Source organism: Collinsella sp. TM04-29 (assembly GCF_003466565.1).
In the GTDB taxonomy this organism is placed as follows: Bacteria; Actinomycetota; Coriobacteriia; order Coriobacteriales; family Coriobacteriaceae; genus Collinsella.
Map to the genome: position 1 here is coordinate 897,362 of NZ_QSPW01000001.1, position 19,794 is coordinate 917,155.

The following is a 19,794-nucleotide window of genomic DNA, read 5'->3' on the forward strand; positions in this document are numbered from 1 at the left end:
GGTTGCAGCTCCTATTCGGTGAGCTCGGGGCCCTCGCCAGGCACGTATGCCTCGGCGCCCTCGACGCGGTTGATTTGAATGGTTCCAAAGATCTCGTCCTGGCTCAGCGTGAGCGAGCCACGCTTGGCGAGCTCCAGCATGGCCAAAAAGGTGACGACGAGTTGCTCGGTCGTGGCGTCGCCGTCCAACAGCTCGCGGAAGGTGCAGGTCTGGTGCGCCATGGTAAAGCGGTCGACTGAGGCCACGGTCAGGTCGAGCGGCACGCGATGCGGTGCCACGTGCTCGGCCTCCAGCAAGAAGGTCTGTCGCTTGCCGTCCAGGTCGGCACAGATGACGGCCAGACCGCGCAGGGTGATGCCGGCCAGGTAGTCGGGCATGAGCCCCAGGAACTCGGGGTCGGGGCCGGCCACACGCGGATGCATGCGGCTTTCGGCCTGCATGCGGGCACCGAGGGCCGCAGCCGCGCCCTTAAACTGCTTGTAAGCGATCAGGCGCTGAATCAGGACCTCGCGCAGGGCATCGCCGTCGAGCGCGCTGAGTTCCTCGAGGTCTTCGTCGAACTCGTCATCGTCGTCATCTACTTTGCGCGGGGCCTCCTGCGGCACCAGCGAGGCAGCCTTGATGTCCAAAAGGGTTGCCGCGACTAGCAAAAAGTCGCTCGCCACGTCCAGGTCCAGCGCCTCGATGCGCTCGGCCTCGGCAAGGTACTGCTCGGCCACCTCGCTGATCGAGATAGCGCCGATATCGACTTTTTGGCGGGTAACCAGCTGCAGCAGCAGGTCGAACGGTCCGCTGTAGACCTGCGTCGACACGCGATACGACATCTTCGACCTCCTTTGACGGCGCCTTCGCGGCGCGGTTTGGGTGCATGTTGCGACCGATTTGCACGGTCGATTTGTAAGTTTACCCTAGATACCGGCGATTGCGAAGGTGAGCAGCTGCTCTGCCAGCGGATACACGGTAACGTCGAAATACCGGCCGATCACGTCGATGCCGGTCCACATGGGCAGCAGGTACAACACCAAGATGAGGATGGGCATGGCGTATTGCTGCAGGCGGTAGTAGCTGGCGAGCGCCTTGCCTTTGAGGAACGGCACGATGATCGACGAGCCGTCGAGCGGCGGGATCGGGATGAGATTGAAGAACGCGAGTGACAGGTTGACCACGATGAACGTGGCACCGAAGTTCATGATCTGTGACGCCACGGCAAAGGACATGCTGGTGTAGAGGTTGCCGTACGCTGCGTGCATGAGGGCGGCCGCGAGGCACGCGAGTGCGATGTTCGACGCGGGGCCGGCTGCGCTCACCAGGACCTCGTCGCGCTTGGGGTGTTTGAGGTTGTTGAGGTAGACGGGTACGGGTTTGGCGAAGGCGAACACCGGGCCGCCGGCGGCAAGCATGAGCAGCGGCAGGATGATGGTGCCAAACGGGTCGATATGGTTGAGCGGGTTGAGTGAGACGCGTCCGCGCGAACGGGCCGTCTTATCGCCGAGTGCCCAGGCCGCGGCGGCGTGCGCGCTCTCGTGGATCACGATGCCCACGATGACGGCGACGGCGCTGGCGAGTAGGTTCATGAGGTAGCTGCTGGACATGGCGCCCCACTAGCGGACGCGGCGCGAGGCGCGCGTGAGCAGATAGTCGATCGCAAACAGGATCACGGCGACGATGGCGTAATCCAGGCGGAACACACCGCCAAAAGGCGACGTGATGACGCCGTAGCCGGCGATGGCGCTCGGCAGCGCGCGCGAAAGCTCAACGACAAAGCCTACGATCTGCAGCTTGGCGGTCAGGCCGCTAAAGCACAGCAGCACGGTCATCGCGCTCATAAAGATGCCGCAGATGCGACAGGCGATGGCGATGATGCTCATCGCCACGGCAGCGGCCTTACGAGAGTTCACGCGCGGTCTCCTCTTCGATCTGGGTGGAAAGCTCCAGCCATTCGTCCTCGAGCTTGGGCAGCTCTTGCTTAAGGCCGTTATATTCCCCCAGCGCGGCGTTGAACTTGTCTTGATCGGCATAAAGCTCTTCGCTTGCCATCAATTCCATAAGCTCGTCATAGCGGGCGCGCTTTTTGTCGAGCTCCGTCTCGATCTTCTTGAGCTGGTTACGCACGCCCTTGAGCTTTTTGTTGAGCGCAGCGCGGGCTTGGGCCTCGGCGCGCTTTTGCTCCTTGGTCTTTTTGCCCTCGGCAGGCTTGGGGGCGGCGACGGGGGTGTCGGCCTGGGCGGCGCTGGCCTTGGTGGACTTGGTCGTGGCCGGCGCGCTCTCCGTGGACGCCTCGGCGGCGGCGCGGGCTGCGAGGTCCTCGCGCTTGTAGAGATAGTAGTCGTAGTCGCCGTCGTAGACCGTGACTTGGCCGTCGCGGATGTCGATGACGCGGTTGGCCACGGCGCGCACCAGGTGTTCGTCGTGGCTGATCAGCACGATGGTGCCGGGGAAGTTTTGCAGGGCGTTCTCGAGCATGTCCACCGAGTCGATGTCTAGGTGGTTGGTGGGCTCGTCCAGGCACAGGAGCGCCTCGGGGGCCACGAGCATCTTGGCCAGGGCCAGACGCGCTTTTTCGCCGCCGGAGAGGACGCGAACCTGCTTCTCGATGGAATCGTTGTCGCTAAACAGGAAGGCGCCCAGTAGGCTGCGCTGCTGTGGCACGGTCCACTTGGGCGTGACGGTGTCGATCTCTTGCAGGACGGTATTGGACTCGGTCATGCCCTCGAGTGCGTGCTGGGCGTAGTAGGCCACGCCCACGTTGGTGCCAAGGTCCCGGGTGCCGGTGGTGGGCGGCTCCAGGCCGGCGAGGATCTTCATGAGCGTGGACTTGCCGGCGCCGTTGGGGCCGACGAGCGCCACGTGCTCGCCGCGGTAGAGCTTGAGGTCGATATCGCTGTAGATGTGCTTGTCGCCGTAGGACTTGGATACGCCCTCGAGGCCGACGACCATGTCGCCCGAGCGCGGCGGGTCGGGGAACTTAAAGTCGATGTGCTTGTGGCCCTCGGGCAGGATGACGAGCTCCTTTTTGATCTGCTCGATCTTGCGGATGCGCTCCTGGGCCTGGGCGGCCTTGGTGGGCTTATAGCGGAACTTGTCTACGAAGACCTGCATGTGGGCGATGTCGCGCTCCTGGGCGGCACGCTTTGCGCGCATCTGCTCCAGGTTGTCCTCGCGCTGCTTGAGGTAGCTGCTGTAGTTGCCGGTGTAGGTGGTTACGCGGCGGTTCTCGAGCGCGGCGACGTGGTCGACGCAGGCGTCCATAAACGCGCGGTCGTGGCTGACGATGAGCACAGCGCCGTCATAGTTGGCGATAAAGCCGCGCAGCCACTGGACGCTCTCGAGGTCCAGGTGGTTGGTGGGCTCGTCCAGAAGCAGCAGGTCGGGGTGACGCAGGAAGAGCTTTGCCAGCGCAATACGCATCTGCCAGCCGCCGGAGAACTCGGAGCACGGGCGTTCAAAGTCGGTGACCTTAAAGCCCAGGCCGGACAGGATCTTGCGGGCGTTGCTCTCGAGCTCGTAGCCGCCCAGGTGCTCAAAGCGGTCTTGGACCTGGCCGTACTCGTTGAGAAGCGCGTCGACGTCCTTGCCCTGCTCGGAGAGCTCGGTGATCTGGGCCTGCAGCTCGTTGGCGCGCTCGCCCATGCGGCGGATTTCCTTGGCGGCGGCCATGACCTCGGCAAGGATGGTAGTGTCTTTTTGCTCCAGGTTGGTTTCCTGCTCTAGGTAGCCTACCTGGCAGTCCTTGGCGTACTGGACCTGGCCGGCATCGGGGCTGTCGATGCCCATGATGATTTTGAGCATGGTGGTTTTGCCGGCGCCGTTGGGTCCCACGAGCGCAAAGCGCTCGCCGGGGTTGATCTGGAAGGACGCGCCGCTAAAGAGGACGCGCGCGCCGAAGCTTTTTTCGATTTTGTCGACCAGGAGGATCATGGTGCCGCCTTTGACCTTGTGTGCCTATATGAAAAAAGGCCCCAACTTGCGTTGGAGCCTCATTCAATGCTCGGGTGGAGACGAGGGGAATCGAACCCCTGACCTCTTGACTGCCAGTCAAGCGCTCTCCCAGCTGAGCTACGCCCCCGTGCGAAAAAGTACTATACGGGAACTCGGACGACGATGCAAGGACAATTTTGGAAAATATTCTGCGGCGCGCGGAACGGGCACGAGGCCGAAGAGACACGCGATGCCCGGAATTGCCCGCGGGGCGCGCCCCGCGGGCGGCGGCGTGGCCGCCGGTGGTTTCAAAACCATGCCGGTTTACGGGGCCGGGCCGGGAACCCCCGAGCGTGCCGTATTCGGTAAAATCAAAACCGCAGGTAGACGACTTGCGCATTCAGTGAAATGCAAGGTATGGACGGCCGGTCCGAGTCCAGCCCCGTAATCCGGCATAGTTTTGAAATGACACTGATTCACTGGCAGGCAAACTAGGTCGTTCTAGCACCTTGTCGCCGACTAATTTCCGATTTCCAACCAGTTGCACAAAACATTTGCTCGCAGTCGCGTCTCGGCGCACTTCATTGCCTCGGATTTGGCTTTATATCGAATCCCCAAACGACTGCAGACGCTTTTGACTATGGTATCTAGTTGCTTTTTATCGTTAAGCATATCGTGGGTTACCAGGAACACGTCGAAACCCATGCTCTGGAGCGCAGTCATGCGCTCCGCATCGTGATCAAGTACCGCGCCTGAGCCATGGATGACCTCACCTTGGATCTCGATAATTACTGCCTTCATTAGCATTGGGTTTACAATCTCGATGTCGCCGTAGCAAACCTTTTGACCTGCGATGCTTTGGGCTGCCACGGATAGAGGGGTTAAATCGTTGAGGTACACGTATCTGAATCCTGAACCACCTAGACGCCGAGAGCGACTTAGGAGCAGGACCCCCGCGACCTCGAGTGGAGACGCAGCAATGCCGATAACCTTCTGAGCGGCATCATAAAACTGCTTTCCCCACATTTGACTTTTGACCTTGTCGGCGAATCGATACAGGTCGCTCAGTTCGATAAGCGGCTTTCTCATCCATAGAGAAGTGCCTTTGAGTTTCGTAACCTCTCTTCCATCCTCACGCTTGCTCGATTGGCCTTCATTATCTGGGTCCTTTATGGTTGCGCGAGCGTAAACTCGTTTCCAAGGAACCTCGTCTTCGCCTTCTCCAAGTTCGAACAGATCCTGCGTGCTGGTATTGCGATTCTCCTCTCCCGCTATTTTTAACTGCATGTCGGCAGCGGGAGCCGGCTCGAAAACAGAAAACCAGCCGCAGAGCTCGTACATAGCTAGCACCAGATCTATTTGGGACACAAAGCGTGTCATAGTAAATAACGTGTTAAGCGGATTGGTGACACTAAAACCTAAATGAGTGTCGATTGTTGTGCCGGCATCCGATGCCCCCTCCCAGCGAATGGTGGAGCGCAATCCCGAGTGGTGATTACAACAACCTGGCGAAGCAACGGCGATAATCGGGGCCTTGAGGACTTCGGTTATGAAAGGGGCTTGGGACAGGGCTCGCCAGCCGTCTTCGGAATTGGGCAGGCGCGGGTAGAGGTCGCGAACCTGCGGTGGGCAGCGCCAGTAGCGGAATGCGGTGTTTGCGCAGACGATTTCGTCCATTTGCGTCTCCCCTGGTATCGGCCATATGCCGTGCGGATTACGAACATCGCCGATTATCTACTGGGGCATCATGCGGGTAAGTACCGGAAGCTGACCAAACGCTGACCAAAAGCTTGACGAGTTGTGTAAAAAAACGTTGTGAGATAGAAATCCGCTGGAAGGCACCCTGGTTGTGTGGTCCCTGTCTTCACATTTGCGCATGAATCACATGGGGATTTCAATGAAAATACGCATGCGTTTTATACAAAACATGCAATGACGTCAGCAAAAAAGGTTGTGATAAAAAATTATGCCTTAGACGACTACGATTTATTTTTGGTGTAAGTTTAGGTGTCAAAAAGAAAAAGGCCAGAGACTTAACATCTCTGACCTACGCTTTTGATGGTGGGCGATACAAGATTCGAACTTGTGACCCCATCCGTGTGAAGGATATGCTCTACCCCTGAGCCAATCGCCCGTCGCCTTTCGGCAAAAGAGATACTATCATAGCCGCGCGTGGTTTACCAAGAACTTTTTGCCTCCGATTTTAAATTCGTGGGTGCAAGCCAAGCAAAAGTAAGCAAAGCAATCGGCAAAACCGCAGCCAAACCACCATTTACCGCTTTATCCACGAAGTCTCGGGGCGGCAGCGCAGGGTGCTGGGGATATCCATGTGGTGTCCAATCAATTCAATTACCGGCGTGCGGATGCTTTGATTCTATACGTGCGACGGGTCGCCCGTGCCCGCAACGCAACCGCGGAGCAGCTCTTCGGCGAGGTCGGCGCAAGATCGGTTTCCGGAAACGAGGTCCTGGATCCAAGCGTAGTACTGGTTGTCTTTTGCCTCCGGGCTGTCGGACAGCACGACCGGACTGCTGACGAGCCTTAGAACGGACAACGCAAAGACAAGGCTGGTGCGTTTGTTGCAGTCCTCAAAGATTTGGTCCTTGACCATGTGCTCGGCCACGTAGGTGGCCTGGTCAAAGATGTCTGCGAAGCGATCGGTTGGCGATTGGCCGAATATCGTACAGAATGCACCCGCAAGCACGGACTCGATGCGTCCAAGCTCAAGCGCGGCCCGGTCGCCTGTAGCGTCGGTCGTATAGCAGCGCCCGACCGACATCAGCGTGCTGTGTAGGCGCATCACGGCCGCGGCCATAGCTTCGAGCGAACCGGCATCATCGAGCACGAGCGGCGCTAACGGATGCGCGCCTCGCTGCGTAGTCGCCATCATGAGTTCTCCAAGAGTCTGAGCGCGTTGGGCATGGCAGCGATGGTTAACTCAACTGCATGGTCGATCGACATAAAGCCGTCGAGCGAAATCGGTAATGTTGAATTTGCCTCGTGCGCTACTGAGTAATCTTCTTGAGTAGCGCGACCAGTGCCGTCATCTGGCTGAACATGACTCCAAAGCATGTGCGTCTCCTTTATAGCTTCGTAGATGGAAAAGACTGCGAGTCGTACTCCAGAACGATCGGTTGCCAGATGAGGTCTTCAATACTGCAGTCGAGGGTGTTTGCGAGCGCCAATGCCGAGGAGACCGAGGCGCGGCGTAGGTCGAGCTGGTTCTGCTCGTAGAGTTGTATGGCGCGAAGTTTAACCCCCGATTGGGCGGCGAGCTGTTTTTGCGTTAGGCCGGCCGCCTTTCGTGCCGCTTTGAGGCCCCTTTTGTCTGCCTGGGCGTTGTTCCATTTATCAATGACAATCTGGGCGAATTTGTCTTCGGAGGCCTCGTGGAGCGGTTGGTACGAGCCGATAATCCAATCGAGCGGAGCGACTTCGAGTAGCTCATTAAAGCCCAGGCTGCACATCCATTGCGCATAGGCCAAAACCCAGCCCGCCCAATACTGAGGCGAACGGTCGAACGAATAGGTCTCCCTGCATTCGACGGGGGTCAGTCCCGCATGTGCGATAATATCGCGCGCGAGCTCGTCGCCCGCCATGCCGCAGACGACGCGAGGTATACCGCGCTCAAACTGTTTCATCTCAAAAGCGTTCGACAGGATCGCCGTCAACTCGGCTGGAGTCAGCCCTTGGTCACAGAGGGCAAAATCGACTGCCTCGCCCAGCGTTCTCATGGCATCCTCGAGATACATCTCACTGTAGGCGTGGGTCATCGCCCGTCATCCCCTCTCGAATGATATCGACGATACGGATTCCCTCAAATGGATTTTCGGCAAGTAGCTCCCGATACTGTGCCCTTGCCGCTTTATCTCGCTCCTTGGCCAATGGACCATACAAAGCTTGCGGCGCACGTTCAAATCCAGCAAAACGAATGCTCTTAAACGCGCGCTCGCTTTTGAGCACAATCTGCTCTCCCAAGTTGCCGAGCCTCATAGATCGACCAAGCTGATCGACGGTAATCGTATTGTTCACAAAAGCTCTGGCATAGCTAAAGTACGAGTCGTCCGCGCGCCATCCCCTTATTACGTCGCAAGTGCTAGTATCAGGTAGAAAATGATCGTGGAGATATTCGCACGCCCCCACGGCAATAGCGGTGTCCTTGCGAAAAGAACGATGTTCTACAAGCAACGCTATCCAATGCAGAACTGAATATTGCGGCGATAGCAGGTCGAGTTCCTTGAGATTGGCCATATCGAGTTCATAGCGATTCGCAAAGCCATCGGCATCACGCGAACATGCCCATTCCCTTGCAAGGTCGAGGCTCTCTGTGCAATAGAATCCCTGTCCATAGTCGTTATGGACTTTCCCCAGGCCAAGCTGGGGAGTCTCAATAATTTTCTGAGAACCATGCCACAGTTCCACGCGAGTCTCCTAACAGGTATCTCTCTAGCGATAGTATAGCAAACTATCGCTAGAGAGATACCTGTATTCAAAGAGCAAAAGGGTGTATGGAACCGAGTTTGAGTTCAATACTGGCTTCTAAGACTCGCCGAGCCCGGAAGTATGCGGCAAAATTAAGACTTGCTGATAACGCCGGAGCACACTAACGCCTCAGCCTGCTACAGCACTTCATAGATGCGCACCTCATCCTGTTCGATGCTTTTGCGGAAGGCCGGGCGCATGTGCTCTGGTGGGTTGGTGACGATATCAACCTTTCGCCCAAGTTCCTTTTCGAGCTCATGGGAGAGTTCGTAAAGCGTGCCGAACGTCATGGTGTTGCCGCAGACTAGGCGCAAGTCAATATCGCTATCAGGCGTTTGCTCGCCTCGGGCAAACGAACCAAATAAAAATGCCTCGCTGACGTCGTATTGAACCAGCATGCGGGAGGCCGCAGATGATATGTAGCAAGTGAAACCATGTCTCAATTGGGCGTTTAACAGTAGAACGTCAGCGAATCATCACCAAAGGTTTCACACCACTTGTCACATATGAATTGATGATTCATGGTGATTAGTTTTGAAAGATCCCTGAGATCCTTAGCCGGAATCTTGCTCTCGTTGTTGGCAAGTTTGCATCCGCCGTCTTTCGTCAGCCAAAACTTGGTCGAATTAGCAGCCGCCCTCTTTACACCTACGTGTATGTGAATTGGTTCTCCGTTTTCCGCAATCCAAAAGAACAGAACGTACTGCCCAAAAATAAGAACTCGAGGCATTATGCCACCGCCGGTCCGGCTTTTTGGCGTTCGGCGAGCTCGAAGATAAACGGGGCGTTTGATCTAACAAATTCGGTCAAGAAATTGAGGTCATCAGCAGTAAATCCTTCGACGTTGAACCATTTGACCGCAGGCAAGAAGCATTCCGCATGGTTAAAGCCAAAGTCAACCGGGCGCTCGACGGCCACGCGAACGGTTCCGTCTTCTCTTGTCTCTGAGTAGGCAAATTGGGTGCCATCATCAAGCTGAACATAGCTCCAAAACATGACTACCTCCTTAGTGTTTATATTCGAGTATAAGGAGCAGGCTAGACTTAACGCGGCGTGAATTAAATTATTCCTATAAGACACGAACTCTGACAGCTGGCCTTGTCCAGAAGTGGTGGGGGCCGAGTTCTGCCGACCAGAACCCGGTTTTGCGCTTTCGCGACCTGCGGTTTTATTAACAGAATTTGACTTGCGCTCGGCGGGCTCCGGTTTTCCCGCACATCCGGAAATCGGGAGCATCAGCAACGGCGCGCAGCTTTAAGAACCGCTGTTCCCAGCACGAACAGCAAGCCGGACACGGCGATCCAGTTGTTGTCGCTGGTTTTGGGAAGTGATGAGGAGGTCGCGGTGGCGGCCTTGGGCCTGGAGGTCTTGGCGGCCGTGTTGTTAGTCACTGTTGTCGTGGTCACCGTCTTAGTCGCGGCCGCGGGCTTCAGTGTGGGATTCGTCGACGGATCCGCGGCTGGCTCGCCGGTAGCAGGGTCAGTGTCAGGGGCGGACGGACCATCGCCCGGCACATCGGGCCCACCGGTCTCCCCCGCCGACGCCGTGACATCCACAGGCTCGATCGTCACATTCGCTGCCACGGATCCGTCAGCATCCACCACGCCGCCTTCGCCAAAGGCCCCGTCCGCAGGCGCCACAAAGCGCGCGGATGCAAGCGACCCGCCCAGGCAGGCGACGCCGCCATCGGGGCCCGACGCATCCAGCCAGGACGCATCGACGGTAAGCCGCCCGGCCGCGCCGCCGCCGGCAGTCCCGCCCAGCAGACACACGCCATAGGCGCGCACGCCCGCCCCGGAGCCCGCGCCCGCGGCGACAACTCGTCCACCGCCGCGAACGGCAAGACCGTCCGCGATCACGCCGGCCACCCGCGCATCCGCGATGCCGGCGCCGTCGGCCCGCACGTCAACCTTGCAGCCGTCCACCGCGAGCGTCCCCGACACGTAGATTCCGCACTGCGAGCCCGTGGCCACCAGCGACCCGGTGCCGCGGAGCGTCAGATCGCCCCACACTTCCATGCCGCACCGCGAGATGTCCACGTCGGGCGCGCTCGTCTCGATAACAGTGTTCTGCCCGGTCAGTGTCACCACCAGGTCGTCGTCCGCACCGATGGCCTCGCCCGCGTAGCCGTTTAGCTCCAGATGGTCGGCATCGGTCCAGGCCCACCCGGGGCCCGACACGCCCGGCTCGTAGTACGTGGCGCCCGCAATGAACAGGCTGTCCGCGCCCGCGGCATAAGAAGGCCCGCCCAGCAAAACGCATAGGCAGGCCATGGCAGTAAACAGGATGTAATGACGGCTGGAGTGGAACGCGGCAGCAAACATAACCGCTCCGATCTTCGCAAGAGCCATTGGAAACTGCGCCAGAAAACTACCTGGTAGCAGCAGTTATTAGTGTAGCGAGATCAGGCGAGTGGCGAACGAATTAGCTGTAAACGAACCCCAAAATTAGGTGTAAATCGTTTTGCCAGTCGGTGAAAGGAAGATTCACGTTAGGCAAATATGCCGACCGCTGATTCCAAAATTAGCAGCACAGGGAAATTGACAATATCAAGTTACCAAAACCTTTCCTCAATGACGCCCCATGTCGTGTCCTCGCAAGTTGGATACCGTTGTCGCAACACCTTAGTAATCGGGTAAATAGTTGAGAAGCTATTCACGGAGTTCACTACGATTGAAGGATTTAAATAATGCACCAACTAATAATTCTTGGAAATGGATTCGACTTGACCTGCGGACTGAAGTCAAAGTTCTCAGATTTTTATCGCAATAGGATGAACGCAGCATGCTCAATTGAATCGATCCCTAAGGACGAAAGAAATGTCTGGGATGTCATTCTTTCTGAAATCGGTGAAAACGACCCATTGTGGTGCAATATAGAAAGCCTTATTTCAGCGTATGTGTTCCATGATGACGACTTGGGTTCAAGATTGGACCACATGTATGAGCAACTGGTGTGGACAATTGATCCGTCAAAACCAAATCGTTCTGAACATCCAGATAACGCCGTATACAATTACGTTTCAACTAGTCTGGGTAAGGAAAACGTTTCCCAGGATGAGCTCACCCATTTCCTTCTAACCTCACTAAAAGATTACGAGCACATCTTTGCGAGCTATCTAGAAAAACAAGTCGATAATAACAATAAATACAGGGAAAAGGCTGTGGAGTATTATGCAGCCATTCGCAATGCCTGCATTAATAAGGCCCAGCAAAAGAACTATGAAACATCTATCTTAAACTTTAACTATACAACCCCATTAAAATCGGAAGATCAGCAGCTGGGAATTGTTGCTGCCCGGAATATTCATGGCTCACTGGACAAAACGGACACAATATTTGGCATTGACGGAAAAGACGTCGCTGAAGACCATCCGGCGGTGCCGTTTACAAAAACATATAGGCTTATGTCATTAGTGCCATACGAAAGCGAAACTGCAAAACTCTGCGACAGCAATACCCGTTTCATCAAGATATTCGGACACTCGCTTTCTCGGGCTGACTATTCCTACTTCCAATCGATTTTTGACACCGTCAATCTATACGGTGGAGTTACTAAGCTTGTATTTCTATACAAAAAATATCCAAACAAGTCAGATAAAACAGTTGATGAGCAGGCAATTCGAGAAGATCTGTACTCACGCATATCGCATCTTCTGTATGAGTATGGAAGCACACTCGACAATAAAGACCATGGAAAGAATCTCATGCATAAACTTCTTCTAGAGCAAAGGTTGCTCATTAAAGACGTTGACGAGAATATATCAGTCTTACCTTCCAATATATATTTGCTTTAACACCTAATCCAGATTCGGCTCCCTGAGGTGGTAATTGAAGAGTAGGACCGGAGAACGTACGTATATCTATAAAAGCGTAATCAAAGGCTAATGGGACTTGTTTAACCAAAAGAGGGTGTATCGGTTTGCGCCGATACACCCTCTTTTCAATAATTGGATTTATGCACAAGGACAGAGTCGCCGCAGCCGTCAGCTCTCCCCTATTCCCTCTTAAACAGATCCCTCGTGTACACCTTGTCCGCCACGTCCGTGAGCTCGTCGCTCCAGCGGTTGGCGACGATCACGTCGCAGCCGGCCTTGAAGGCCTCCAGGTCGTGGGTCACCTCGGAGCCGAAGAACTCCGGCGCGTCCAGCGTGGGCTCGTAGACCACCACGGGCACGCCCTTGGCCTTCACGCGCTTCATGACGCCCTGGATGGAGCTCGCAATCCTAGCCTTGTCCTCCTGCTCGGCCTCGAGCTTGCAGGTCTTGTTGTCCACCGTCTCGGGCTTCCAGCGCGAGCGTTCGGGCCACGCGGCGAGCTTCGCCTGCCTCTGGGTTCTGCTCGCAACGCGCTCGTGGCAGTATGTCTCGTGACGCGGGTTCGCCAGCGGCTCGTCGGCGTCCAAGCGTCACCTCCAATCAATCGCGCCCCGCCGCGAAAAGCGGGGAGCCGCCCCGGAGGGCGGCCCTGATTAGTCGTAGGTGTTTCCGCTTCCTGCTAGTTGTAAGCTGGCATAGGGATGAAGAATCTCGCGAAGACCGCGGCGGCGAGGAAGACGAGGGCGATGAAGTTTGCGATCTTCACGATCTTGGCCAGGTCAGGGCATTCAACTCTGGTCACCTTTCCCAGGAACGAGAGCAGGATCGCTATCGTGTCGAATAGGAATACTCCTATCACTGTCGCCATCGCGCATAGCCTGTAGATGCTCGCCCTGTCGATGCTCTGCAGGATGGATGAGGAGAAGGTCAGGCCCGCGACGAAGGCGACGACGATGCCGGTGAACACGCCGAGGACGGACACGTTTTCACGCTGCGCCTCTCTCTTTTCCTCCTCAATTCGCTTCAGCGAGTCATCTTCCAGACGTTTGATTTCGCTTTCCGTCTTTTCCTGCTGCTCTTTGATTTGCTCGTCGAGTTGCGTGCTCCTTTCCTCGAAGGAGCACATCATCTTCATCTGCTCCGTGTAGTGGAGTAGGCGCGTCTTCTCAAGCTCGATGTGGTCGCACAGCTTACGTACACTATCGGCCTGCTCCGAGCGGGGTCGGTCTTCCAGCATGCTTGTCAGGACCTTGCCCATGTTGTCGGCCAAGCGGCTTACGGGGTATGGGACGTTCGTCGGGTCGAGCTCGCAATCCTTGTAGTCAAACACGACGTTGCAGACGTCCGAGTATCTATGGCGGAACTTCACCTGCCCGCCGTACAGCTTTTCGAAGAAGGCCTTGACGTCGGCGATGTTTTCATCCGAGAGGGAGAGGCCTGGGTCGTCGGACGCTAAGGTTTCCAGAAGTTTGGTCAGCGCATCCCTTTTCTGTGTCTCATCGGAGTCCGCCTCGACGTCGGGAACAATGAGCATCGATTTCTCAAGATAGTCGCCGTTTGCGGCTTGGAGAACGCTCGTCAGAATCTCAAGGGCTCTTTTCATGCCGGCGGGCACTTCTTGATTCTCAGCCATTCTGGTCCGCCTTTGCGGCCGCGACGATGAGACCGTTTGGGATGATTCCCTTGTCTTGTCCGCGCCTATTGTAGACCTCATCCCACGGGGACCCCTTCGCATGGGAGACCCGTACGAGGTTCCAGGGAGAAAGTCCTCGCAGTTTTTCGATGATGGTGTTGATGAAATCTTCCTGCTCGTCGTTCTCGAAGCGGACTGCGTCAGGGAAAATCATCTTTATGGGCGAACCGCCGAACTCGGAGAACTTGACGTATACGTCGCGGATGACCGGGCCGTACTGCCATGCCTCGAACGTGTCGTCGAACAGGGGCGAGTCGTACCCCTTGATGAAAGTTAGTTGCAAGAAGTACAGCATCTTCTGTAGCTGTAGGTTGCTGACCGGCTTGTTGTCTTTATAGCATTTGTCAACTACGTATTTGGCGATTCCCATGGCGGTGTAGCTTGCGGTCGTGTTCATAATCTCCTCCTTTTGCCCATCATACCAGTGATGTGCTTCCCATCTGCGCGTATCGCGATAAAAGCATCTCAGCTCGCCCGGACAAAAAACGGACGGCCCGGACGGCCCCTCCAACGGGGGGGGGTTCGGTCTCGGACGCGCCCCCTAGTCTTCCACGGCCCCGGCACCAGGACGACCGGCACGAGCGGCAGAAACGCCACGAGCACGAGCGCCGTGACCGCAATGCCCAACGCCCATTTCACGTCTTCGCCCATCACTTCACATCCTTCCGCTCGAACCTGCAGAAGCGCCCACATGCGGCCAAGGTCGCTACCGCGTATCTCGCGGTCGCAGCACCCCCCCGCTGATGGCGCGGGCGCGCTCCCTGTACACGCCGTCCACGCGTGCCGCTGCGGCGAGCCTGGTTCTGCAGTCGGCGAGCCCGGACTCGAGCTCCCAGCTCGTCACCGATCAGATCGGGGGGGTCTGCCCCAAGGCCGCCGAGGTGCTCGAGAAGGCCGAGGCCGACGCCCTGGGCTACCTGGACTTCCCCTGCGAGCACCACGTCAGCCTGCGCACCAAGAATGTGCAGGAGCGCACCGACCGCGAGCTCAAGCGCCGCAGCCGCGTCATACAGGTGTTCCCGAGCAGGAAGTAGCCCATCAGGATGATGGGCGCCGTGTTCGCCGAGATGGACAAGGAGTGGGTCGGCCGCCGCTGGTTCAACGACGACTCCATCGGCAGGGCCGTCGAGGGCGCCGTCGCCGAGCACGTGGCCAGGTTCATCGCGCTCGTCGTGGCCGACAGCCCGATTCCCGGCGGGAAGGCGGCGTGACATACGCTAGGATGACGGCATTCTAGGCGATTCTCGGTTCCTCGGGTCGACTCCGGCTACCCTTGAGAACCGAGACCTACACCAACGATCGCGACACTACCGCACGCTTCGTGCCATCTGGATTGTTTTGGAAAAGAAAACGCCTCATGCTAGGCGCGTACAGGCTCTTCGTGTCAACGTGTATCAGCCTACCATGGAGCGGCGTTGCAGTGCGGCATGGAACGGCGTAGCAAAACTGATGCAATAATCAGCGAATAATCACAAGACCGGAATGGGGCCATGGCGACCTTCTTCAAAGGAGAAGGCCGCCATGGCAAGTCGAAATTCAACTCAGGGATTACTGAGCTCTTCGGAGAGAGTTCACATTCCGAAGACCTAAAGTATCAGTTCGTTAATGTGACCCTTGGAAACTTTCAAGAGTTGTTCAACGCGGTAGACAGATTGCTCGACGAGAGAGGCATCGTTCTGTCTGCCTATTATTATCCTATTGCTTTGTATGTAGCAGGACGGCCATCAGGCAATTATGCACGATGGCCGTCCATTCTATTAACTCCGTGCCTCAAGACGCGGCTCAATCCTGAGCTTGATTGGCTGCAAGTTGCGATACTCCTGGAGCGTACTGTTGTAAAGACTGCCATTGTAGCCTGGAGCATCGACCGTCACGACCGCATAGTAACGAGTGAGCGCATCGGGATCGTTATTATTACGGAATAAGGATTGGAGCGTCAGCTTCGGGTCATACAATGAGCTTGATTTCATGCGCTGTGTCCTGCTAATGACACTGTCCCACTTCATATCGTTGGCTCGTAACTCTGACTCTTCCCAGTACTTCTTTGCAGGCTTGCTCACCGGCAAGGTTGATGAGGTGTAGCCCTGCAGTTCAAGTTCAGCTGCCTTGATGCGCCCCTCCTCGGTGGCGAGATTCACCGTATGCCTATAGCTTGTACCTTTGAGCGAGTACGTGTATTTGTTGGCATGAGGAATGAGGGTATCTACTATGCAGCTTGAGGTGTATGCATCCGAATCATTGGGATTCGTTTCGCAGACTGCAACGATGGTCCAGCTGATTGTGATAAGCCCCTTCGCCGACTCGATGCCGGGGGCAAATATCGGCAGCGAGACAAGCTGCTTAGGTCTGAGCATGCCTTGATATAGCGTGGTGACGCGGTTGTCGTCACAGCTCAGACAACTCGATGGATCATCTGGAGCAATGCCGAAACCGTACTCTTCTCGAACAAAGCTATCACTGTGCTTCGAATTGTGGAGGACCAGAGCCCGGGCGAGATGCTGTGAGATATCCTCGCTTCGCGACATCATTCTGCCAAGCTTGTGGACGAGTAAAGGAGATGCAAAGCTGGTACCCGCGCTTGCGCCTAAAGCATTTCCGCTTGAGGCAACCACCACGAATGGCTTGTTGATGTCCCCTCCATACTCAAGGAGGTCGGGCTTGATTTTGGCACCCTCTCTTCCCGGACCAACACAGCTATACGGAGCGCGTGCCTTCGTACCATCAGGCAATATACAAAACGCGCCAACTCCGATGCCGTTGACCAGATCCGCTGGTGACTGCACACGATTATCTGGGCTTGGCAAATCGCCGTCATTGCCGGCCGCAATGCAAAAGAGGGGCGGCTCGGCATCGCGGTTGTACGACAGCACATCAAGCGCATAAGTGAAGCGGCTGATGTCATCGTCGAGAATGGGGCCAGCGGGGCCAAATGAGAGATTATACAGTTGGATGTCAGGATTATGCCCGACTACGTACTCGATAGCGTCGATCGACTCGTAGAGGTCAATGTCGATGGGATCGCTCGGTGGCAGCACTCGAAAGCTCTCAACCTTCACCTCGGGCGCAGGAAGGACGTCACCAGCTCCCTTACCAGAAAGCTCGCCATGCAGCACGGCTCCGCATACACCCGTTCCATGGTCGATGCCGTCTTGGTCGGGCAGCGATGCAACGGCATCATGCGCATTGACATAGCCGGAGAGGAGCGGGACATTGGGATTGCATCCACCATCGAAGACGCCGACGGTTACAGGTGGGACATTCTGGGCCGCAGCAACCTGCGGTGCTGGTGCGCTCATCGCGCTCCGTATCGGCTCGAAGGCGATTCTTCCCATCGGGTGAACCGTGCGCAGCGGGTTGATTCTCGCTGCTGCCATAGTAGCTTCCCTGCTCAACTGTGCGGCGATGAATGTAACGCCGTCTTTGTATGACCGTACCTCGATTTCGTCACGACCGAGTCCTGCTGCCTTGCAGAACAGGTCTACGGCATCCTCGGCGCTTTCTTGGAGCGGATGAAGCACGGCTTCGACCAGGCCCTCTTTCCATTCCGCATCGAAGCCAAGTATCTTTTCGCCCGGCTCAAGCAGGTCGAAGGAACGGATGGACATTACCTCGTTGCGCCATGCGTCCGATTCGTTTGACCCGGTGCGAAGCGCGTTTTCAAAATCGGCAAGACCCTTTGAGGTCGTGCGCAGGAAGTAGAGCTTTGCGAACTCGAGCTGCTCTCCTGCATCTTCGTCATTACTGTTCTTCTGAGGTTGCACGTTGCCTGTCTTGTATCTCCTGCCGCCGATGACTTGCAACTCGTCCGAAGAGGTGAGCACCGACGAGGGTGCATAGGACTTTGCTTCGAACTTGGGCTCCATACGTATACAGACCACCTTTTCCTCGAGGTAGGAATCAGGGTCGGTCTGCATCTGCCTGGACACAGCGCCGATATTAGCAAGGAGGCGGTTCCTAGCCTCTTCGTACTCGTGTGGCCGTGGCTTGGAACCTCCACCGGTTTTCTTCTGAACTGGCTGAGCATATGATTCGCCGTGAGCAAGGATTGGCAGCGGGTCGGACATGGCTTATGCCTCCTTCATGTAGCGGGAGACCGTCGAGGCGCCGACTCCGACGATCCGCGCAATGTCTCGCACGGTAAGGGCTGGGTTAATTTCTCTGAGTTTTATGCACGCCTCACTCTTCTCCTGCTTCGTTTGAGGTTTGCATTTGGAGTACAGCTCGCTCAGAGAAATGATCTCTATGCTCTCGCCCGGATTCATCACTGATTGGCGCTTAATGTGCTCGCAAAGCTTGCAAATGTCTGCGGCGCTCATGCCCGCGCTCTTCTCGACCATGAGGAAGAGCATCTCTTGCGAGAGCGTGAAGCGGTCGCTGGGCAAGTGTCTCTCGAAGAGTCGCATGCGTTCGTTCTCCTCGGGAAGCGGCACCTCTATAACTCTGTCGAAGCGCCGCCAAATCGCCCTATCCAACAACTCCGGATGATTTGTAGCTGCAAGCACGATGCTGCCCTTAGGGCATGTCTCGATTTCTTTGAGAAGAACGTTCACTAGGCGCTTCAATTCGCCGAGGTCACCCTCGTCATCACGCCGCTTCGCAATTGCGTCGAACTCGTCCAGGAAGAGCACCGCAGGCTGTGCGCGGACATAGTCGAAGACGCTCTTGATGTTTTGTCCGGATCGACCGAGATAGCTGGATATCGAAGTTGCGAGGTCGAGCGTTATGAGCGGAAGAGCGAGCTTGTATGCAAGCCAGTTGGCCGCGTATGTCTTACCCACGCCCGGAGCGCCAATGAAGAGGATACTGTTCGAGGGTTCGATCCCATCCTCGAAAAACCGCTGAATCAGACCTCTTTCCTTGAGAAAGTCGGCAAGCTCTTTTGTGGTTGCAGCATCAAGAATGGGGTCCGGTAGCTCGATTGGCTCTATGAACTCTACGAGAGAGAAGCGGGTCTCTCGGTCGATCGGTAGCGGGTTTATCTCGGCTGCACGGGTAGCCTCGCTTCTCATGTCAGATGCTGCAAGCGCCCCAGCGATCTCCGAAGCGAGATCAGGACGATCACGTCTCAGCTTGCGGGACACCGTGAGCGAGACTGACTCTACGAGTCTTCTGTCATTCTCTAAACAGGCTCTCACCAGCCTAGGTATGTAGTCTATTGCCTCCATATACCATTTCCTCTCTATTGCGGAAATTTGGAACATGCTTAGGATAGCAGATTTACAGCTGCTACCTTATAGATTGTGCTAAAGCTTTGAGCTCTTCGAAAGTGGCACAATACTAAATGTGATTTAGTTCGAGTTGACTACGCTCTTGTGACAGAGAAATACCCTGCTCCTAACATGCATTCGGGCGGGCTCCTGCCTGCGTGATTCACGAAAGTGGTTCCCATGAAGGAGGACACCGATGTGGGCAGGCGACGGAGACGCAGCAGCACCCGCAAGGGTAAACAGACGAACAAGTGCAGCATGCGGAAGAAGAAGTTGCCGCCACCGACGATGGCCCCGACGAGTTCAAGGTCCTTCTCGCCAAGCAAGAGGTACGTATCAAGGAGCTTGAGGGCCAGGTGGCCGAGGCCGCCAAGACCGCAGAGGCAGCCGATGCCCTACGCGGCGTGATCGAGCAGGTGAAGGCCCGGGCGGCAGACGAGCGCGCAGAGTAGGAGCTGCGGCTGGCAGGCCGTACGCAATGTGAAGGCGGCCAAGGCGCTGCCGGACGGCCACGACGGCGACGCCTCTGTGTTCAAGGAGGTGAAGCCTTGGCTGTTCTATGGCGGCAAGGCTGGCGGTGTCCAGGGCGGCACGACCGGGCTTTCCAACGCGGGGGTGGCAACCGACGAGAAGCGGCTCAACAAGCACTAGCGCGAGGTCGCCTTACTCGTGGAATT

Annotated in this window: 23 protein-coding genes and 2 tRNA genes; 5 read left to right on the top strand and 20 right to left on the bottom strand. The window is 56.5% G+C overall.

Annotated features, from left to right (window positions below; genetic code table 11):
• Positions 1-11 precede the first annotated feature (11 nt).
• From DXD39_RS04075 to DXD39_RS04145, 15 genes are all read right to left on the bottom strand, one after another.
• Positions 12-824 (bottom strand): ScpA family protein, encoded by an 813-nt coding sequence (locus tag DXD39_RS04075; protein WP_055287411.1) that lies wholly within the window; start codon positions 822-824, stop codon positions 12-14.
• An 84-nt stretch (positions 825-908) separates the two neighbouring features.
• Positions 909-1,592, bottom strand: coding sequence for a site-2 protease family protein (locus tag DXD39_RS04080; protein ID WP_117583159.1), 684 nt, complete (start codon positions 1,590-1,592; stop codon positions 909-911).
• Positions 1,593-1,601: 9 nt separating this feature from the next.
• Positions 1,602-1,898, bottom strand: coding sequence for a hypothetical protein (locus DXD39_RS04085; protein WP_233502368.1), 297 nt, complete (start codon positions 1,896-1,898; stop codon positions 1,602-1,604).
• The gene (locus DXD39_RS04090) at positions 1,885-3,918 is read right to left on the bottom strand and encodes an ABC-F family ATP-binding cassette domain-containing protein (protein ID WP_117803201.1); all 2,034 of its coding nucleotides are present in this window, start codon (positions 3,916-3,918) and stop codon (positions 1,885-1,887) included. The genes DXD39_RS04085 and DXD39_RS04090 overlap by 14 nt, the downstream gene beginning before the upstream one ends.
• A gap of 75 nt (positions 3,919-3,993) precedes the next feature.
• Positions 3,994-4,066 (bottom strand) — tRNA-Ala (locus DXD39_RS04095).
• 371 nt (positions 4,067-4,437) lie between these two features.
• The gene (locus DXD39_RS04100) at positions 4,438-5,595 is read right to left on the bottom strand and encodes a hypothetical protein (protein ID WP_117803202.1); all 1,158 of its coding nucleotides are present in this window, start codon (positions 5,593-5,595) and stop codon (positions 4,438-4,440) included.
• 382 nt (positions 5,596-5,977) lie between these two features.
• A tRNA-Val gene (locus tag DXD39_RS04105) sits at positions 5,978-6,052 on the bottom strand.
• Positions 6,053-6,292: 240 nt separating this feature from the next.
• Positions 6,293-6,805 (bottom strand): Fic family protein, encoded by a 513-nt coding sequence (locus tag DXD39_RS04110; RefSeq protein WP_158565419.1) that lies wholly within the window; start codon positions 6,803-6,805, stop codon positions 6,293-6,295.
• Positions 6,805-6,990 carry a hypothetical protein gene (locus DXD39_RS04115; RefSeq protein WP_117803204.1) on the bottom strand — a complete coding sequence of 62 codons (186 nt, stop codon included), beginning with the start codon at positions 6,988-6,990 and terminating at the stop codon, positions 6,805-6,807. Before DXD39_RS04115 ends, DXD39_RS04110 begins: the two co-directional genes overlap by 1 nt.
• A gap of 11 nt (positions 6,991-7,001) precedes the next feature.
• Positions 7,002-7,691, bottom strand: coding sequence for a helix-turn-helix domain-containing protein (locus DXD39_RS04120; RefSeq protein WP_117803205.1), 690 nt, complete (start codon positions 7,689-7,691; stop codon positions 7,002-7,004).
• Positions 7,672-8,340: a DUF3990 domain-containing protein gene (locus tag DXD39_RS04125; RefSeq protein WP_117803206.1), complete on the bottom strand. Its 669-nt coding sequence runs from the start codon at positions 8,338-8,340 to the stop codon at positions 7,672-7,674. Before DXD39_RS04125 ends, DXD39_RS04120 begins: the two co-directional genes overlap by 20 nt.
• A gap of 197 nt (positions 8,341-8,537) precedes the next feature.
• A complete protein-coding gene (locus DXD39_RS04130; RefSeq protein ID WP_117803207.1) occupies positions 8,538-8,798 on the bottom strand; it encodes a nucleotidyltransferase family protein in 261 nt (86 codons plus the stop codon).
• A 53-nt stretch (positions 8,799-8,851) separates the two neighbouring features.
• The gene (locus DXD39_RS10410; RefSeq protein WP_117803208.1) at positions 8,852-9,130 is read right to left on the bottom strand and encodes a DUF4160 domain-containing protein; all 279 of its coding nucleotides are present in this window, start codon (positions 9,128-9,130) and stop codon (positions 8,852-8,854) included.
• A complete protein-coding gene (locus tag DXD39_RS04140) occupies positions 9,130-9,396 on the bottom strand; it encodes a hypothetical protein (protein ID WP_117803209.1) in 267 nt (88 codons plus the stop codon). The genes DXD39_RS10410 and DXD39_RS04140 overlap by 1 nt, the downstream gene beginning before the upstream one ends.
• Before the next feature lie 239 nt (positions 9,397-9,635).
• The gene (locus DXD39_RS04145; protein ID WP_117803210.1) at positions 9,636-10,724 is read right to left on the bottom strand and encodes a hypothetical protein; all 1,089 of its coding nucleotides are present in this window, start codon (positions 10,722-10,724) and stop codon (positions 9,636-9,638) included.
• 365 nt (positions 10,725-11,089) lie between these two features.
• Between DXD39_RS04145 and DXD39_RS04150 the strand changes: the two genes are divergently transcribed.
• A complete protein-coding gene (locus DXD39_RS04150) occupies positions 11,090-12,196 on the top strand; it encodes an AbiH family protein (RefSeq protein WP_117757183.1) in 1,107 nt (368 codons plus the stop codon).
• 200 nt (positions 12,197-12,396) lie between these two features.
• Here the strand turns inward: DXD39_RS04150 and DXD39_RS04155 are convergent, their stop codons facing one another.
• The 3 genes from DXD39_RS04155 to DXD39_RS04165 form a co-directional block, all read right to left on the bottom strand.
• The gene (locus tag DXD39_RS04155; protein WP_199572070.1) at positions 12,397-12,675 is read right to left on the bottom strand and encodes a hypothetical protein; all 279 of its coding nucleotides are present in this window, start codon (positions 12,673-12,675) and stop codon (positions 12,397-12,399) included.
• A 221-nt stretch (positions 12,676-12,896) separates the two neighbouring features.
• Positions 12,897-13,850: a hypothetical protein gene (locus tag DXD39_RS04160; protein ID WP_117757184.1), complete on the bottom strand. Its 954-nt coding sequence runs from the start codon at positions 13,848-13,850 to the stop codon at positions 12,897-12,899.
• Entirely contained in the window at positions 13,843-14,307 is a 465-nt protein-coding gene (locus tag DXD39_RS04165) for a Panacea domain-containing protein (protein ID WP_117803211.1), read from the bottom strand. The genes DXD39_RS04160 and DXD39_RS04165 overlap by 8 nt, the downstream gene beginning before the upstream one ends.
• A gap of 346 nt (positions 14,308-14,653) precedes the next feature.
• On the opposite strand from DXD39_RS04165, the gene DXD39_RS04175 reads away from it, so the two are divergent.
• Positions 14,654-14,944: a transposase gene (locus tag DXD39_RS04175; protein ID WP_117803213.1), complete on the top strand. Its 291-nt coding sequence runs from the start codon at positions 14,654-14,656 to the stop codon at positions 14,942-14,944.
• Between the two features lie 12 nt (positions 14,945-14,956).
• Complete coding sequence (locus tag DXD39_RS10135; protein WP_158565421.1) at positions 14,957-15,121, top strand: hypothetical protein; 165 nt, start codon at positions 14,957-14,959, stop codon at positions 15,119-15,121.
• Between the two features lie 546 nt (positions 15,122-15,667).
• Here DXD39_RS10135 and DXD39_RS04180 read toward each other — a convergent pair.
• Both DXD39_RS04180 and DXD39_RS04185 read right to left on the bottom strand, forming a co-directional pair.
• Positions 15,668-17,974: a S8 family peptidase gene (locus DXD39_RS04180; protein WP_117803214.1), complete on the bottom strand. Its 2,307-nt coding sequence runs from the start codon at positions 17,972-17,974 to the stop codon at positions 15,668-15,670.
• Positions 17,975-17,977: 3 nt separating this feature from the next.
• Positions 17,978-19,075, bottom strand: a complete 1,098-nt coding sequence (locus tag DXD39_RS04185; protein WP_158558733.1) for an ATP-binding protein — start codon at positions 19,073-19,075, stop codon at positions 17,978-17,980.
• Between the two features lie 293 nt (positions 19,076-19,368).
• Here DXD39_RS04185 and DXD39_RS04190 point away from each other — a divergent pair, with 293 nt between their 5' ends.
• Both DXD39_RS04190 and DXD39_RS10140 read left to right on the top strand, forming a co-directional pair.
• Complete coding sequence (locus DXD39_RS04190) at positions 19,369-19,569, top strand: hypothetical protein (RefSeq protein ID WP_117803216.1); 201 nt, start codon at positions 19,369-19,371, stop codon at positions 19,567-19,569.
• Between the two features lie 28 nt (positions 19,570-19,597).
• Positions 19,598-19,768, top strand: coding sequence for a hypothetical protein (locus DXD39_RS10140; protein ID WP_158564989.1), 171 nt, complete (start codon positions 19,598-19,600; stop codon positions 19,766-19,768).
• Positions 19,769-19,794 lie beyond the last annotated feature (26 nt).

Excerpts from the sequence above, each read along its gene's own strand:
- DXD39_RS04150 (WP_117757183.1), top strand. The coding sequence starts at position 11,090 with ATGCACCAACTAATAATTCTTGGAAATGGATTCGACTTGACCTGCGGA.
- DXD39_RS04160 (WP_117757184.1), bottom strand. The coding sequence starts at position 13,850 with ATGGCTGAGAATCAAGAAGTGCCCGCCGGCATGAAAAGAGCCCTTGAG.
- DXD39_RS04115 (WP_117803204.1), bottom strand. The coding sequence starts at position 6,990 with ATGCTTTGGAGTCATGTTCAGCCAGATGACGGCACTGGTCGCGCTACT.
- DXD39_RS04145 (WP_117803210.1), bottom strand. The coding sequence starts at position 10,724 with ATGTTTGCTGCCGCGTTCCACTCCAGCCGTCATTACATCCTGTTTACT.
- DXD39_RS10410 (WP_117803208.1), bottom strand. The coding sequence starts at position 9,130 with ATGCCTCGAGTTCTTATTTTTGGGCAGTACGTTCTGTTCTTTTGGATT.
- DXD39_RS04185 (WP_158558733.1), bottom strand. The coding sequence starts at position 19,075 with ATGGAGGCAATAGACTACATACCTAGGCTGGTGAGAGCCTGTTTAGAG.
- DXD39_RS04130 (WP_117803207.1), bottom strand. The coding sequence starts at position 8,798 with ATGCTGGTTCAATACGACGTCAGCGAGGCATTTTTATTTGGTTCGTTT.
- DXD39_RS04140 (WP_117803209.1), bottom strand. The coding sequence starts at position 9,396 with ATGTTTTGGAGCTATGTTCAGCTTGATGATGGCACCCAATTTGCCTAC.
- DXD39_RS04110 (WP_158565419.1), bottom strand. The coding sequence starts at position 6,805 with ATGGCGACTACGCAGCGAGGCGCGCATCCGTTAGCGCCGCTCGTGCTC.
- DXD39_RS04180 (WP_117803214.1), bottom strand. The coding sequence starts at position 17,974 with ATGTCCGACCCGCTGCCAATCCTTGCTCACGGCGAATCATATGCTCAG.
- DXD39_RS10135 (WP_158565421.1), top strand. The coding sequence starts at position 14,957 with ATGGGCGCCGTGTTCGCCGAGATGGACAAGGAGTGGGTCGGCCGCCGC.
- DXD39_RS04120 (WP_117803205.1), bottom strand. The coding sequence starts at position 7,691 with ATGACCCACGCCTACAGTGAGATGTATCTCGAGGATGCCATGAGAACG.
- DXD39_RS04080 (WP_117583159.1), bottom strand. The coding sequence starts at position 1,592 with ATGTCCAGCAGCTACCTCATGAACCTACTCGCCAGCGCCGTCGCCGTC.
- DXD39_RS04090 (WP_117803201.1), bottom strand. The coding sequence starts at position 3,918 with ATGATCCTCCTGGTCGACAAAATCGAAAAAAGCTTCGGCGCGCGCGTC.
- DXD39_RS04075 (WP_055287411.1), bottom strand. The coding sequence starts at position 824 with ATGTCGTATCGCGTGTCGACGCAGGTCTACAGCGGACCGTTCGACCTG.
- DXD39_RS04175 (WP_117803213.1), top strand. The coding sequence starts at position 14,654 with ATGGCGCGGGCGCGCTCCCTGTACACGCCGTCCACGCGTGCCGCTGCG.
- DXD39_RS04165 (WP_117803211.1), bottom strand. The coding sequence starts at position 14,307 with ATGAACACGACCGCAAGCTACACCGCCATGGGAATCGCCAAATACGTA.
- DXD39_RS04100 (WP_117803202.1), bottom strand. The coding sequence starts at position 5,595 with ATGGACGAAATCGTCTGCGCAAACACCGCATTCCGCTACTGGCGCTGC.